The organism is Pseudoalteromonas sp. J2K-J599 (genome assembly GCF_059295115.2).
The window spans coordinates 1,453,774-1,470,701 of the sequence record NZ_CM200271.1; the positions used below are offsets into that span (position 1 = coordinate 1,453,774).

Genomic DNA, 16,928 nt, shown 5'->3' on the forward strand with positions numbered 1-16,928 from the left:
GATAAAACTAACAAATAGATAATAAAAATAAAGCTAATATATGTTTTCTCTTCAACAGTGGCAATCGCAGGGCCAATTCACTCATATTTCTGGCCATCAAATATTTACAAAAATAGCTGGTGATATAACTAAGCCTGCGCTGCTTTTAATACATGGCTTTCCAAGTGCTAGCTGGGATTGGGAAGGTATGTGGCAAACGCTTAGTGAACATTATTTTGTAATTACGCTCGATATGCTAGGTTTTGGTTTGTCAGATAAACCAATAAACGCTACTTATAAAATTACCGAACAAGCCGACTTATATACCCAATTTTTAAAAACGTTAAATATTAATGATGTACATATTTTAGCTCATGACTATGGCGATACTGTGGCTCAAGAGTTATTAGCAAGGCAAGTGGTTAGCCAAAGTGACTTTAAAATAAACAGCGTGTGTTTTTTAAATGGTGGGTTATTTCCTGAGGTGCATAAACCATTATTTATACAAAAGCTTTTACTTTCAAAGCTAGGTTGGATAGTGCCAAAATTAATGAATAAACAAAAATTTGCCAATAATTTAGTGACTATTTTTAGTAAAAGTACACCGCCCTCAAAACAAGTGGTAGACACACTTTGGGAGTTGCTAATTTATAAAGATGGTTTAGCCGTTATGCCTAAACTCATTAGCTATATAAAGCAGAGGCAGCAAAACCGAGAACGCTGGGTGGGTGCCATCATAAATAGCAATATACCACTTACGTTTATAGCAGGCGCAGAAGATCCTATCTCTGGTAAGCACATGATTGAACATTATAAAAAGCTTATTCCCAATGCGCGCGTACAAGAGTTTGTAGAGCTTGGGCATTATCCGCAAGTAGAAAATCCAGATGCTATTACGCAGGCTTATTTGGATTTTAGAAATTGCCAATAAAAACGCGGCACTAAATTAAGTGCCGCGTTTATAAATTAATAACTCTGAGTATTTAGGCTTTGAACCTTAATATTTTTTCTTCGGTGCTCTTAATTGTTTTTCAAACTCGTCTGAAAACAATATCGTGCCGTCGTCTTCCTCAGTAGGAAAGGCAGCAATAAGTAAATCATCCTCTTCAAGGCCTGGTGTCCAGCGACTAAACCAATCAGCAAGTGGAATTGCTTTAGCGCTGCAGCCAGCCCATTCGCCAGTTGCCCATGCCTCTGCAAATTCGCGAGTTGGCCAAACTGGTACGCAGTCGTCATCTTCGTTGGCAAGCATAACGCAGCCATCATCGTCGTTTAAAATCCATACTTGTTTAAATTGTTGTACGGTTTCGAACATATAGGCTAGGCGTTTTTTTGCCCCAAGCCCTAAAATTACTGCTTGTTCTTCGCTTAAATTTGGCGTTGTCATAATTAGCTCACTCTTAATTACTATATCTCAATTATATGCACACAAGTATATCGAGTTATATGACAGAGTGTTGAAAAGTTGCTATTTAATTTCAGCAATGCAGATCTAATTTGTATATTGAGCAGTATAAATCACAACTAATTTGAGCGATCATTCAAAATAAGCTTGAATGTTTGTAAAAAGGCCACATTGTAGTAAGTATATACTTAATGAAGGATTGAAAAATGACTACTGATTTACTTGCTCCGTTTAAACTAAATAATACGATTGAGCTTAAAAACCGCGTACTTATGGCGCCATTAACGCGTTGTATGGCTGACGATAACTTAGTGCCAACACAAGATATGGTTGAATATTATGCTCGCCGTGCCGAAACCGGTTTAATTATTAGCGAAGCAACTATTATTCGTCCAGACGCGCAAGGTTACCCAAATACACCAGGTTTATTTACCAGTGAGCAAATTCAAGGTTGGAAAAAAGTAACAGACGCAGTGCACGCTAATGGCGGCAAAATGTTTGCACAGCTTTGGCATGTTGGCCGTGTTGCACATCCTCACTTTTTTGATGGCGATGTACTGGCACCATCAGCAATTGGCGTAGAAGGCTCTGTCCCTCGTATGCGTGAGCTTACATACATCACACCAAAAGCAGCGACTATAGATGACATTAAGGGCCTAGTAGCTGATTACGCAAAGGCGGCAGAAAATGCGATTGAAGCGGGTTTTGACGGGGTAGAAATTCACGGTGCTAACGGGTATTTGATTGACCAGTTTTTACATTACGCTGCAAATACACGCAGCGACGAATACGGTCAAACGCCCGAAAATATGTCGCGTTTTGCACTAGAAGTAACCGATGCAGTTATCGCCGCTGTAGGTAATGAGCGTACTGCTTTACGTGTTACACCGGGTGCTTATTTTAATATGAGCGAAGATAGCCGTGATAAAGCGGTATTCGATTACTTACTACCAGAGCTTGAGAAGAGAGATTTAGCATACTTACACGGCGGTATTTTTGACGACAGTACAACGTTTGAATCGCTTGAAGGTAAAACAACGTCTGAATTTTTACGTGCAGGCTACAAAGGTACATTAGTAGGCGTAGGCAGCTATAGTTTTGAGTCAGCAAAAGAGGCAATTAACGATGCTAAGTTTGATTTAATCGCTATTGGTCGCCCACTTATCGCAAACCCAGATTACATTAGCAAAATTGCAAACGGTGAAGAGTTAGTACCTTACAGCGATGAAATGCTAGCTGAATTAAAATAAATTACTATTTGTAATAAGTTCTAGAAAATAATTAAGGCACCCAAAGCTAAACCTTTGGGTGTCTTTTTTTGTACATATTCTCGCCATAAATCTTCCATATTTGTTTAACCTTTATGTAAATAAAGTTCATCCTCGTTGTCATATTTAAAATTCATACTGTCCGCGTTTTCATATTTCATAATTAAAACTAAACGGGACAACAATGTACGCTTTAAAAAACAAATCGCTATTGAGCATGGCTATTGCCATGGCTGTATCAACATCTACTTATGCTAACGACAACACCATAGAAGAAGTAACCGTGGTTGCTAAACCAACGAGCTACGCTAACAATGTTATTGAGCCTGCAATGCTTGAGCAGCAAAGTTCGGTATCGAGCATATTATCGGTTATTGATAACTTACCAGGTATTAGCATAAACGAAGGTGATGCATTTGGTGGCGACGATTGGTCTACTACAATCACTATGCGTGGTTTTAGTATTGATGGGAACCAACAACAATTAGGAATGACCGTTGATGGCATTCCCAATGGTGGCTCTAATTACGGCGGTGGTGCTAAAGCTAACCGTTACTTGGAGAGCGAAAATTTAGCAACAGTAGAAGTAGGTCAAGGTACGTCTGATATTAAGTCGGCTTCACTTGAAGCACTAGGCGGGACATTTAACTTTGTAAGTAAAGACCCAAGCCTTGAAAAAGGCACTACCTTTGCTTATACATCAGGCAGTCACGATGCCACGCGTTATTATATTAAACACGAAACAGGCACTGTTTTTAATAACACCCAAGCGTACGTAAGTTACTCGCAAACCGATACAAGCCGCTGGATTGGTTCAGGCAGTAATGGGGGCAAAGACAACCAACACGCAGAGCTTAAGTTTGTATCTAATTTTGATGATTTAACACTCACTGGTCGTTTATCTTACGATGATGTAAGCGAGACAAACTATAACAGCGTAAGCCTTGAGCAGTTTGAACAAACACCCGATTGGGATCAGCTAACATGGAATTGGACAGGAGTTCCGCATTTTGACCAAATGTTTGCAGAAGGTTGGGGAACGCTTCGTGAAAATACCTTAGGCTATTTAAAATTTGAATACGCTATTTCACCAACTTCATTATTAACTGTTAGCCCTTATTATCATAAAAATTCAGGTCGCGGCGATTGGATCCCACCTTATTTAACAACACCTGTTGATGAAAATGGTGACCCAACAACCGAGGGTGGCACTAATGCAGGCTCTTATGGTTTTGCTGATAGTGAAGGCAACCCGCTTGCACCAGATGCCGATTGTACGCAAAGTTTGAGCTGGCCATGGGAGTCGGGTCCTGGTTTAAATCCTGCGTGTTACGATGCAACAGCAACGCCGGTTATGTCTTACCGCCATACGCATTACAACAAAGATCGTTTAGGTGTAACGGCAAATTACCAAGCTACATTTGGTGATCACGATATCGAAGCGGGCTTTTGGTATGAGCAAAGCGAGCGTGACGAGTCGCGTGATTGGCACAAAGTAATTGACGCGCGTATTTATCATCACTTTGATAGCACGCCTTACTGGACACAATACAAAAACACTTTTGATACCGATACATTCAAATGGTACTTACAAGACTCGATTAATTTTGGTGACTTAACATTAAATATTGGTGCAAAACAGTATTTAGTTGAATTACAAAAGTATGACCACTTTGCTAACGAAAGATCAGATAAAGTAGATAGCGACTCAGACGTGTTATTTAGTGGTGGTGTATTGTATCAGCTAAATAACAGCACAGAATTATTTGCTAGTTACAGCGAGAATTTTTCAGCAATAAAAGACGGTGTGCTTGAGCGAGATAGCTCAACACTTACAAACATAGAGCCAGAAACTGCCGACAACATAGACTTTGGTGTACGTTACCAAGCCGACAGATTAACCCTTACAGCAACGGCTTACAGTGTTAAGTTTGATAACCGCATTACCTTTATTGCCCCTGGTAGTGGCACAGACGGCATTGATTACACCATTGGTACAAATGGCTCGTACGTAAATGTAGGGGGTATTGACTCAAATGGGCTCGAGCTTGCAGCAAGCTATATGTTAACACCAAGCTGGAGCGTGTACTCGTCGTATACAAATAGCAGTTCTGAGTATTCATCCGATGATCCAAATGCATACGATTCACAGGGTGTAATATTAAGAGATGAAAGTGGTAATGAGGTAGCACCGAGCTTTAGAAAAGGCGACAGCATAATAGATTCATCAGAAGATTTATTTGTGGTATCTACCGATTACTTTAGCGATGGCTTTCGTGTTGGTTTATCGGCTAAATACACCGGTGAGCGCTTAGGTGCATGGCAAGACGAAGACACTCGCACGCGTAATAAAGTAGACGGCTACACTGTACTTGATTTTAATGCAGGTTATTCAACTGACGTAGATGCAGGTCCGTTTAAAGCCATTGACGTATCGTTTGTTGTTTATAACGTTACTGACAAAAGCTACTTAGCAGGTGGTACTGGTAACGGCGCTACTTATTACATTGGCGCGCCACGCACCGCAGCAGTTACATTTACCGCTGACTTTTAATTAAGTTTTAGTAATTGAATTAAAATAAAGCCCATCATTGATGGGCTTTATTATATGAAAGGGCGCAAAACGCGATGAAAACAATTATAAAAGTAACACTATTTAGCTTAAGTGTATTAGCGAGTAACTTTGCAACAGCAGCGCAAAATGTAGTGCTGGTAACGCTTGATGGAGTACGCTGGCAAGAAGTATTTTATGGGGCTGATAATAGCTTAATTAATAATACTGATTTTGTTAAAAAGCCAGAGCAATTAAAGACCCAGTTTTGGGCAAAAACAGCAAATGAGCGCCAGCAATTACTAATGCCTTTTTTAACTCAAGTAGTGGCTAAAAAAGGGATTATAATTGGCGATAGAGCTAACGGCTCTACTATGTCGGTAAGTAACCCGTGGTATTTTTCATACCCTGGTTATAACGAAATACTCACCGGTGAAGTTGACGAAAATATAAATAGTAATAACAAAGTGCTCAACCCAAATAAAACTATTTTAGAGCGTTTAGATAAGTTACCTGAGTTTAAAGATAGCACAGCCTTATTTGGTAGTTGGGATGTATTCCCATACATTGTAAATACTAAGCGCAGTAACGTGTATGTAAATGCAGGTTTTATGTCAATTGAAGAGAATTTATTCACAGATGCGCCACTGTTAAATGCGCTACAAAACGAAATCCCCAGTCCTTGGTATAACGTACGACTAGACAGTTTTACATATCGCTTTGCTAAAGCGTATATGTTGGCTAAAAAGCCTAAGTTGTTAGTGATAAGTTTAGGCGAAACAGATGACTTTGCGCATGATGGTCATTACGATCAATACCTTAAATCGGCAAGGCAAAGTGACGCGTTTATAAAAGACTTATGGGCAACCATTCAAACTACAGCGGGTTATAAAAATAACACCACACTAATTATTACTACTGATCACGGCCGTGGCAATAATGCCAACGATTGGCAACATCACAGCTCTAAACGTGCACTTGCTGAGCTAGAGTTAGGTGAAAATACCTACCCAGAAGGAATTGTCGGCTCTGAACATATTTGGCTTGCGGCCTTTGGCCCCGCAATAAAAGGTAGTGGCTTAATTAAAACTAAAAATGAGCTTAAACAAGCGCAAATAGCGGCGACCGTTTTAAAGGCGCTTGGGCAGAACCCAAATGAAATAAATTCAAATATGGCGCCTGCTATTAGCGAGATTTTAAAATGAAGAACCTATTAAAACCATTAACCCTATTTGCCTTGGTGTTGAGTTTGGTTATTAGTACAGGTGTTACTGCCGCGCCATCTAAAATTCTATTTGGTTCGTGTGGGCATCAAGATAAAAAGATACCCATATTTAATGCAATTAACAAAGAGAAAGGCGATTTGTTTATATTTTTGGGTGACAATATCTACGGCGATACCAACGATATGGATGTACTTGCCGATAAGTACCAACGTTTAGGGGCAAAGCCTGGTTTTAAAACGTTAAAAGCGCAAACGCCTATTATTGCTATGTGGGATGACCACGATTATGGCCAAAACGATGCAGGTAAAGAGTATCCGCATAAAGAGCAATCACGCCAAATTATGCTTAATTTTTGGGGTGAGCCTGCAAACTCAGCGCGTCGCACTCGCTCTGATGGAATTTATACCTCGTACATGTATGGTGAAAATGAGCAAACCATACAAGTAATAATGCCTGATTTACGTTGGAACCGTGATGCGTTAAACCATGTAGGTGAGCTTGAATACTACACTAAACGTAAGTTAAATAACCAAGGCCCGTATAGTCCTAGTGAAGTGAAGGGCGCATCAATGCTAGGTGAAGCCCAGTGGCAATGGTTTGAACAAGAGCTTAAAAAGCCTGCTGCAATTAAATTGATTGCCTCAAGCTTACAGCTTTTACCCGATTTTACAGGTTGGGAGTCATGGGCAAACTTTCCTGAAGATAGAAACCGTTTATTTGCATTGATTAAAAAGCATAAAGTAAATGGGGTCGTGATCATCAGTGGCGATACTCACTGGGGTGAAATATCAAAGTATCAGCAAAACCTTGATTACCCATTGATTGAGATGACCAGCTCTGGCTTAACTGAAAAATGGAAAGACGTAAGCCCTAACAAACACCGAGTAGGGAATTTTACTCATAGCGTAAATTATGGTGATTTAAGCATAGACTGGCAGCAAACTGATCCCACTATTTCACTTAAATTAAAAGGCATTGATGGCCAAGTAATAATGCAAAGTGACTTTAGTTTATCAAGTATTAGCCCTTATAAATAACATTACTCTATAAACAAAAACGCACAGTGATCAAAATTAATGCTGTGCGTTTAAATTACTTGCTAACTCTCTGATTTATTAATATCAATTACCTGTTTGCGCTACCCCTAATATTGAAAATATCTTACACTGGTTTTATCTCAAGCAAGGTCAGTGTTATATGCTAAATATTATTCAATCAAACCGGATGGAAGCCCTGCAAGCGCAGTTCCACCAGCTGTTAAAAATAAACCCATTGCAAAGCCCGTTCGACAAAGAAGTGGTGCTAGTGCAATCGCCGGGTATGTCGCAGTGGTTAAAAATAGGTTTGAGCGAAAACTTAGGGGTTGCAGCGCAGGTAGATTTTCCGCTGCCGTCGAGCTTTATTTGGCAGTTGTATCAGCAATTACTGCCAAATGTCCCTAAAGAGTCGGCATTTAATAAGCCCAACCTTGCTTGGAAACTGTTTGCAATTTTACCAACCTGCATTGATGAACCGCTTTATTTGCCGCTAAAAACCTATTTAGAGGGCGATATTGACGGGCAAAAAACCTTTGCGCTATGCGAAAAAATAGCCGATGTGTACGACCAATATTTAATGTACCGACCGCACTGGATAGCCACATGGGATAGCGGCAAAGATGAGCTTGATGACGTAGATGTAGCCATTGCCCCATGGCAACCTGATTTATGGCGACGCATTGTAAAGCTAGGCCAAGAACTTGGGCAAAGCCAATTTCATCGCGCTAACATGCAATGGCAATTACTTGCAGCACTTGAGACTATGGATAATAGCATACTGCCACAACGCATTAGTTTATTTGGTATATCGGCGATTGCCAGCTCCCAGCTTGAGGTGTTTGAAGCACTGAGTAAAAAAACAGAGGTTATATTATTCTTTTTTAACCCAAGTGAGCACTACTGGGGCGATATCATAGATGAAAAAACAGCAGCTAAAATAAGCGCTAAATACGCCAAAATGCCGCTGGTGGAAGCGCAACAAAAAAAACAAACCAATCCAGATGAAGAATACTACTTTATTGGTAATCCGTTGTTATCGTCGTGGGGTAAATTAGGCCGCGACTATTTTGAACAACTTGTACAGTTAGATGCCCGTTGGATTGATGGTTTTATTGATGTGTTTGACGACACCTTACTAGGGCAAGTACAAAGCGAGATTTATCAGCTTGCGTTTAAAGGCGAATCGCTGACCGATAACAAAGAGTGGTTTATAAACGACGAAGGTAAGTTACCAATCAGCGCAACCGACACCAGTATTACGCTCAGCGATTGCCATACACCGCTCAGAGAAGTTGAGCGCTTGCACGACTACTTACTTAACTTATTTAATCAAAACCCAACGCTTACTCCCAAAGACATAATTGTCATGATGCCCGATGTAGGCACTTACAGCCCTTATATTGAAGCTGTATTTGGCGGGGCACAAGGCAGCCGTTTTATTCCGTACGCATTAGCCGATTTAGCCATAGAGCAAGAAAAGCCCGTGCTTAGCTCATTTGCGAGTTTAGCTAACTTACCGTTTTCGCGCTTTGGTGTGTCGGATATTCTCGATTTATTACAAGTAACGCAAATAGCCGAAAAGTTTGGGCTTGAAGCGCACGAATACGAGCAAATTCAATATTGGCTTGAACGTGTAGGGGTAAAATGGGGTATAAACGCAGCGCATAAAAGCAGCTTTGATTTACCCGCTATCGATTTAAATACCTGGCAACATGGGCTCAACCGTTTACTGCTTGGTATAGCCGTGCGCGACGAACAATGCCCGTTTAACGGTATTTACAGCGCTGATGAAGTAGAAGGCATGGCGCTTGATACACTCAACAAGCTCGTGCACTTTATTGATGTACTGCAAAGCTTTAAAGAGCAGCTAACGCCTGATGACACGCTCACTAATAAAGCGCATATTTTAAGCGAGCTATTAAACGCTATATACGAAAGTGAAAGCGACGACAGCTGGGATTTATTAGTACTTCAAAACGTGCTCGAAGAGTTACAAAAACACCACGACAACGGCGATTACAGTAAAGCGGTTTCGCAGCGTATTGTTAGTTACTTAGTTAAACAAGGCATTCAAGAAAAAGGCGTAGGGCAGCGGTTTTTGGTTGGGCAAGTAAACTTTTGTACGCTTATGCCCATGCGCGCCGTACCATTTAAAGTGGTATGCATGCTGGGCTTAAACGATGCCGACTACCCGCGTAACGTACAACCCATTGGTTTTGACTTGGTGCCTTATTCTAAAAAGCAAAAAGGTGACCGATCACGTAAATTAGATGACCGCTACTTATTTTTAGAAGCACTACTGAGTGCCCGCGACAACTTATACATGAGTTACATTGGTCGCTCGTGTTTTGATAACCAACCGCGCATGCCATCAACGCTTGTAAGCGAGCTGTTAGAATATATTGGGCGTAGTTTTGTATTAAGCGAAAAGAGTGAAAAAACGCTGCCCGCATGTCTAATTAACCAGCAGCATTTACAGCCCTTTAATAGCCATTACTATTTAGCCGATGAGCAAGCAAATACTGTGCTGAGCAACCACAGTTACAATCCAATTTGGCTGCCAAGTGAGTCAATTAAACCAGAGCCAGTTATTGCGCTTGATGTGACTGTGCCAGATCAGCTAGATCTCGATGTGTTTATTAGAAGTGTGTGCAGCGCGCAAGAGAGCTTTTATCAACAAACATTGGGCTTACGCCTGCCACAATTTAATGAAGTAGCAAAAGACGAAGAACCCTTTAGCCTAGATGCGCTGCGCCGTTATTTTTACCTTGATGAAATACTTAAAGCCAATATAAACGAGCAACCACTGAGTACCGAGCAAATACTGCAGCGGGGTGAGTTACCTCAAGCCAATGTAGGCAGCCTCATATTTGAGAGTATGGAGCACCGAGTTGATGCGCTTGCAGGGCAAGTTAAAGAGCACATTAAAGGCGGAAAAAGTGAGCCGATAGAAGTTTTGCTTACCATTGAAGGCACCAAAATAGAGGGCTGGCTCAATCATGTGTATTTGCAAAAACAAGTGTTTTACCGCAGTGCGAGTATTAAAGCGAAAGATTTAATTAAAGGCTTTATTTATCACCTCGCAGCGCAAAGTATGGATCAACAAGTAGAAACATTGTTACTTGGGCTTGATAAGCAAATTACCTTTGCGCCAATTAATAAAGCTGATGCTGATGCACTATTAGCCGATTGGTTTGAGTTATACAAAGCGCTGCGCGCGGAGCCTGTGCCGTTCTTTCCGGTAAGTGGTTATGAATACGTTAAAAGCGGCGGCGATATAACAAAAGCAATGAGCAAATTTAGCCCGCAATACATAGGGCGAGGCGAGGGCGAAAATCCGTATATTCGCTTAACGGTGCAATCGCTAAATGACTGCCAAGAAGAATTTATAAAATGGAGTGATAAATTGCTCACGCCTTTATTTGAACACGCAAAGGAGAGTGATCATGCAAGCACTTAATCCTCTTACTATGCCGCTCATTGGTCAAAGTTTAATAGAAGCCAGTGCGGGTACCGGCAAAACCTATACAATTACGGGGCTGTATTTACGTTACTTACTAGGTATGCAAATAGAAGGTGAGTTAAGTACGCCGCTCAGTGTTGAGCAAATTTTGGTTGTAACCTTTACCGACGCCGCCACCCAAGAAATTAAAGACCGCGTACGCAGCCGAATTATTGCTGCGCGCGACGCATTGCTTGGGCAAGACCCAAACGACGAACTCATTGAAGGCGTAATTGCCAAAATTGATGATAAGCACCGCGCGTTTGATTTACTCGATGCGGCTGCTAAATCAATGGACGAAGCCGCTATTTTTACTATTCATGGCTTTTGTCAGCGGATGCTAAAACAACATGCGTTTGAGTCGGGTGTGGCGTTTAATCTCGAATTTATTTTAGATGAGCGCGACATATTACTTGAAACTATTAAAGATTTTTGGCGTGCGTTTGTATACCCACTTAATAAAGAACGCACCGATGCTATTTTAGATGTATTTGCCGCACCAGAGTCTTTATTCGCTCAAGTGGCGAGTATTTTAAACAAAGCTAATGCGCACATTACGCCACAAATAAATTTAGACGATGTGTGGAAAGCCCGTGACGAGTACATAACCCGTGTGCCTGCATTTAAAAAAGCGGTGTTAGAGCAAGAGTTTATCGGTGCTATTAAAAGCTCGGGTTTAAGCGGGTCTAAAACGCCAGCACGAAAAGGCAGCCTTGGTGCGCTTGAAGCATTTTGTTTAGGCGGCGATTTGTTTTTTGAATTTGGCACTAGCAAGTATTCGTTTGAAGTGTGGAGTACAGAAAACTTAAGCGATGTGAGCAATTATAAAAAAAATCAGCCATTATTTGTGCATCCATTACTGAGTCAGTTTGACGAGCTTGCCGGCCTTAACAACACCATAAACCAAGGGCTAAAAATAGCGGTTGTACAACATGCAGCACGCTGGGTAAAAGCCGCAATAGTTAAGCGTAAACAAGAGCAAAGCGTTATCACCCCAGATGACTTATTGACCAATTTACATAGTGCGCTTAATAACGAGCAAGGCGACGTACTAGCGCAAAAAATTGCGCAGTTGTTCCCGGTTGCCATGATTGATGAATTCCAAGATACCGATCCGATTCAGTACGGTATTTTTAGTAAAATTTATGGGCAACAAAATACCACGCTTGCCATGATAGGCGACCCTAAACAAGCTATTTATGGCTTTAGGGGCGCAGATATTTTTACCTATATTGGCGCAAAAGGAGCTGTACAGACTGATCAGCAATTTACGCTGGGGACTAACTTTCGCTCAAGCACCGATATAGTCAATAGCGTTAATAGTTTATTTGGCAAACACGCTAACAGCTTTATTTATAACGACGCCATCCCCTTTAACGCAGTAGCTGCTAAAGGTAAAAAAGCGGAAGACTCTTTTTTAATTGATGGCAAACCCACGACCGCATTCGAATTTAATGTATTTGTGGATGAAGCCGCAGACGAAAAAAACAAACCAACCAATAAAGGTATAGGGCAAGCGCATTTAGCCACTCACTTTGCTAATAAAATAGTCACCCTGCTAGAAAAAGCAAAACAAGGGGATGCGTGTATTGGCAGTACCCCTGTAAGCGCTGCCGATATTTGTATATTAGTGCGCGACCGTGTTGAAGCACAATTAATGAAAAAAGCGCTAGGTGATGCCAAAATTTCCAGCGTGTATTTATCGCGCGAGAGCGTTTTTAGCCAAGAGCTTAGCCATCACCTACTTAACTTTTTAACGGCGCTGCATGGTCAATATGACGAGTCATTGCTGCGCGGTGTTTTAGCTGGTCCACTATTTTGTTTAAGTTATAACCAAATACATGCACTCGCCGATGATGAAAATAAATGGCAAGACTACTTAAACTTTTTTGCACAACTTAGCCACATTTGGAACAAGCAAGGCGCTATGGCAATGCTTGAGCGCTTAATGAGCCATAACCAACTTAGCGCTAAATGGCAAGGGTTAGGATATAACGTTGAGCGTTGGCTGACGGACTTTAGGCACTTGGGCGAAATACTTCAGCAAAAACAAATAGAGCTTGAAGGCACGCTGCGTTTACTGCGATGGTTTGCACAAAAGGTAAGCCAACAAGACGGTGAAACAGTACAGGTACGCCTAGAAAGTGACGCCAACTTAGTTAAAATTGTCACTATGCATGCCTCAAAAGGGCTTGAATACCCTTTGGTATTTATGCCGTTTGCCAGTGGCTATCGCGAAACAAAAGAAGCGCTTTATCATAATAATGGCAAGCTAGTTTACGATTTAAGTAAAGACGAAGATGCCCTTCAAAAAGCAGAACAAGAACGCCTAGCTGAAGATTTACGCCTGCTTTATGTAGCACTTACTCGCGCCGTACATTTTTGTGCGCTTGGTGTTTATAACATAGGGCAAGGACAAAGTAGCCGCTTGGCTATGCAAAGTAGTGCACTTGGGCATGTTTTATTTGCAGGGCTTGAACTTGCCAGTAGCCAAACATGGCGCACGCATTTAAGTGAGTTTTGCGACGCTAACAGCGCGATGAGCTATCAGCAATTTACCTCACAAACATTATTAGAGCAGGGAACACTTTGTTTTAATAACAGTGAAAGTGCGCAGCAAACGTTAAGTGTTAATAAAGTAACAGCAAATATTGAACGTAACTGGCGAGCAACCAGCTTTAGTGCGTTGAGCTTTAAAAAGCACAGCGACCAATTAGCCCCAGGGCGAAGTGATGAAGATCACGAAAAAGACGAGTTTGCAGTGCAAGAGGACGAACTACCATCACCTTATAGTTTTCCTAAAGGGGCAAAGCCTGGTAGCTGTTTACACGAAATATTTGAACAAATAGATTTTACTAGCCCAATAGTTCACCCAACTAATACCGAGCAAAACTTATCTGAAGTAGTTAAGCGCAGCCTTGAAAAGTACCACATAGGTGATCAATGGCGAGAAGTGGCTGAAAAGTGGGTACTTGATGTTCTTGCGTGCCCCCTAGATAACAGTTCTTTAGAAAAAAGCCTTCTTTCATTGGGTGTGCTTACACCCAAAGATTGCCTAGTCGAAATGGAATTTAATTTACCTCTTGAGAGCTTAAGTGCACCAAAGCTAAACGAAATGCTGGTTAAACATTTTGGTTTTACACAAAGTAAGCTTGAATTTTCGCACGTAAAGGGCTTGTTAAAAGGCTTTGTCGATTTAATATTTTGCTACCAAGGCAAATATTATATTTTAGATTATAAGTCTAATTATTTAGGTAGCACGCCAGCTGATTACGAGAGCGACATGCTTGAGCAAGCGATGAGCAGTCATCAGTATCATTTACAGTATTTAATTTACACCGTAGCACTGCATCGTTTATTAAAACAACGTATAGCTGATTACTCAATAGAAACTCATTTAGGCGGCGTGTATTACACATTTTTACGAGGAATGCCGGCAGGGCAAGGTGTGTACTTTAAAAAGCTAACTGAAGAACAAGTGATTATTTTAGATGGCTTATTTAGCCAAGGAGCCATGCTATGAGCGATTTAAATGAGCAACCTAGCTTGTTTGACGATATAGACGAGACACTTGATAATGATGCAGCAGAGCCTCTTACTTCAAAAAATGTAGCACAAGATGCCTCATTAGAGGACATTGTGTTAAATAATACGATTATCGAAGTCCCGTTACTTGAGTATTTATTAGCGCAAAATAGACTACGTGTAGTTGATGTTAAACTCGCAGAATTACTGTGTGCTAATGACATTGAGCAACCTCATAATGAACTGTTTTATATTATTTTATTGCTGTGCTTATCGCAGCAAAGCCAGCATAGCTGCCTAACCTTAAATGAGGTTGACTGGAGCAATCCTTTTAACTTGCGCAACAGTGACTTTAATAAACTAGATGGCAATGTACCCAGTACACTAAGCCCGTTTACTGATGACTTTAATGTACATACAGCGCTCAGTTATTTACAAAACCATGAAAGCGTGGGCGAGAGTAAACCACTGCAACTGTTTAAAGAGCGACTTTATTTTGCGCGCCTTGCCGGTTATGAGCAAACACTCGCAGATAGACTATTAAGCATGAGCGAGCGAAAGCTCAATATTAATAATGAAATATTGGCAGAACTTTTAAATACCTATTTTCCTGCTGATTCTGCAATTGAAACTGATTGGCAAAAAGTGGCGTGTGCGATTGCTGCCACCAAAGGCTTTAGCGTGATCACGGGTGGTCCAGGTACCGGTAAAACTACCACAGTGACTAAGTTGTTGGCTATTTTGCAGTCACTTTATAAAACCGCGCCGCTTAGCATTAAGCTGGTGGCACCGACAGGTAAAGCCGCTGCACGTTTAAGTGAGTCTATTTTAGGCGCTAAAAATAAGCTCACAACGATTCCTGATGATATAAAAACGCTGATACCGCAAAACGCTCAAACTATTCATCGCTTATTAGGCGTAAAACCGTTTACGAATAAATTCAGACATAACAAAAGCAATCCACTGCATTTAGATGTGCTGATTATTGACGAAGCCAGTATGGTCGATTTATCGCTGATGGCTAAATTAATAGAAGCACTGCCTGCGCATGCGAGATTAATACTCCTAGGTGACAAAGACCAGCTGGCCTCGGTAGATACTGGCAGCGTAATGAGCGATTTATGCCAAGGTTTAACACTTGGGCAAACGCCACGCTACTCGCAAGCACGTTGTGATGAGCTAAATAGCTTATGTTTTAATAATGAGCCTAAGCTCGTAGCGCAAAGCGTGAGTGAATTTAAACTCGCAGATTGCGTTGCCTTTTTACAGCACAGTTATCGATTTGATGCACAAAGCGGCATTGGTCAACTCGCACTTGCGGTAAACACAAATAACACCGGTATTTTAAATTACGTTGAGCAAGAAAGTACCGAAGGGCGTTTTAACGATGTAATTTTAGATTACGACTTTGTAGCGAAACCAATTGAAAAGCTTGTTAAAAGTGCAGCAAGTCATTATGCAAAATACCTTAATTTAATTGCCCAAGGTGCAGATGTTGCACAGGTGCATGCTGCTTTTGCTAGTTATCAGCTTTTAGCTGCGGTACGAGAGGGCGATTACGGCGTGCATAGCTTAAATCAGCGAATAGAGCGCGTATTGCAACAGCAAGGTTTAATAACAGTTAGCCCTAATACTCATCATTATACAGGCATGCCCATTATGGTGAGCCAAAACGATTACCAGCTTAAGTTATTTAACGGCGATATTGGTATTTTAATGCCCGATGAAAGTAATCAGCTCAAAGCCATATTTATTGACGAGCAAGGTAATCAACGAGCATTTTCGCCAGCACGACTCCCTGCACACGATAAAGCATACGTAATGACTATTCATAAATCACAAGGTTCAGAGTTTAGTTACACCGCTATGGTACTGCCACCGCTAAAACAAGCGCGCATGGGTATTAACAGGCAATTAGTGTATACGGGAATAACCCGCGCTAAAAATAAGTTTGAGCTGGTGGCTGACAAAAAAGTACTGCAACTAGCAATGAATAAAAGCGTATCAAGAGCATCTGGTTTATATGAAAGGTTACAATTTTAAGCTTAATTTGAATTTTTTATTAATAATTTAGCTTCAAACTGCTTGTTATTTATCGCGTTATTATAAATGTCTTCTATACTAAAGTTAATTTTATATTGAATGTATTCGGGCGTGTTGATCTTTGGTGGGTGAATTTGCAGTAGTGTGTTTGGTTTTTAGGCAAGGCAGAGCCTATGTAGTGTGGTATTCCCCATAAATAGGCGATAACGTAGTATAGATACCAAACATACGCTGCCCTTTGGGTTCTTTCTAGGGACGATTAACTCTTTGTTGCCTACATGGATGTAGGTAAGGGCGTGAGCAGGACGCGGAAGCTTTGCTCGGTTTTTACTTATTCTTACATGGATGTAAGCCATTAGAATAACGCAGGAGCAGTTATCGAGCCCACTAGG

At 41.1% G+C, this 16,928-nt stretch carries 9 protein-coding genes; 8 read left to right on the forward strand and 1 reads right to left on the reverse strand.

Annotation, left to right across the window (positions count from 1 at the left end; genetic code table 11):
- Nucleotides 1-40: 40 nt before the first annotated feature.
- The gene (locus AC5NT5_RS06655) at nucleotides 41-910 is read left to right on the forward strand and encodes an alpha/beta fold hydrolase (RefSeq protein WP_182694196.1); all 870 of its coding nucleotides are present in this window, start codon (nucleotides 41-43) and stop codon (nucleotides 908-910) included.
- 66 nt (nucleotides 911-976) lie between these two features.
- Here the strand turns inward: AC5NT5_RS06655 and AC5NT5_RS06660 are convergent, their stop codons facing one another.
- A complete protein-coding gene (locus AC5NT5_RS06660; RefSeq protein WP_024595957.1) occupies nucleotides 977-1,366 on the reverse strand; it encodes a DUF2750 domain-containing protein in 390 nt (129 codons plus the stop codon).
- A 224-nt stretch (nucleotides 1,367-1,590) separates the two neighbouring features.
- Between AC5NT5_RS06660 and AC5NT5_RS06665 the strand changes: the two genes are divergently transcribed.
- The 7 genes from AC5NT5_RS06665 to recD all read left to right on the forward strand — a co-directional run bounded on the left by AC5NT5_RS06665 (nucleotide 1,591) and on the right by recD (nucleotide 16,536).
- Nucleotides 1,591-2,634, forward strand: coding sequence for an alkene reductase (locus AC5NT5_RS06665; RefSeq protein ID WP_039490119.1), 1,044 nt, complete (start codon nucleotides 1,591-1,593; stop codon nucleotides 2,632-2,634).
- A 202-nt stretch (nucleotides 2,635-2,836) separates the two neighbouring features.
- Complete coding sequence (locus AC5NT5_RS06670) at nucleotides 2,837-5,206, forward strand: TonB-dependent receptor domain-containing protein (RefSeq protein ID WP_182721295.1); 2,370 nt, start codon at nucleotides 2,837-2,839, stop codon at nucleotides 5,204-5,206.
- Between the two features lie 74 nt (nucleotides 5,207-5,280).
- Nucleotides 5,281-6,408 carry an alkaline phosphatase family protein gene (locus tag AC5NT5_RS06675; protein ID WP_494513216.1) on the forward strand — a complete coding sequence of 376 codons (1,128 nt, stop codon included), beginning with the start codon at nucleotides 5,281-5,283 and terminating at the stop codon, nucleotides 6,406-6,408.
- Nucleotides 6,405-7,466 carry an alkaline phosphatase D family protein gene (locus AC5NT5_RS06680; RefSeq protein ID WP_494513215.1) on the forward strand — a complete coding sequence of 354 codons (1,062 nt, stop codon included), beginning with the start codon at nucleotides 6,405-6,407 and terminating at the stop codon, nucleotides 7,464-7,466. Before AC5NT5_RS06675 ends, AC5NT5_RS06680 begins: the two co-directional genes overlap by 4 nt.
- Before the next feature lie 160 nt (nucleotides 7,467-7,626).
- Nucleotides 7,627-10,926: an exodeoxyribonuclease V subunit gamma gene (gene recC, locus AC5NT5_RS06685; RefSeq protein WP_494513214.1), complete on the forward strand. Its 3,300-nt coding sequence runs from the start codon at nucleotides 7,627-7,629 to the stop codon at nucleotides 10,924-10,926.
- Nucleotides 10,913-14,491, forward strand: coding sequence for an exodeoxyribonuclease V subunit beta (gene recB / locus AC5NT5_RS06690; RefSeq protein ID WP_494513213.1), 3,579 nt, complete (start codon nucleotides 10,913-10,915; stop codon nucleotides 14,489-14,491). Before recC ends, recB begins: the two co-directional genes overlap by 14 nt.
- Nucleotides 14,488-16,536 carry an exodeoxyribonuclease V subunit alpha gene (recD, locus tag AC5NT5_RS06695; RefSeq protein WP_494513212.1) on the forward strand — a complete coding sequence of 683 codons (2,049 nt, stop codon included), beginning with the start codon at nucleotides 14,488-14,490 and terminating at the stop codon, nucleotides 16,534-16,536. The genes recB and recD overlap by 4 nt, the downstream gene beginning before the upstream one ends.
- Nucleotides 16,537-16,928 lie beyond the last annotated feature (392 nt).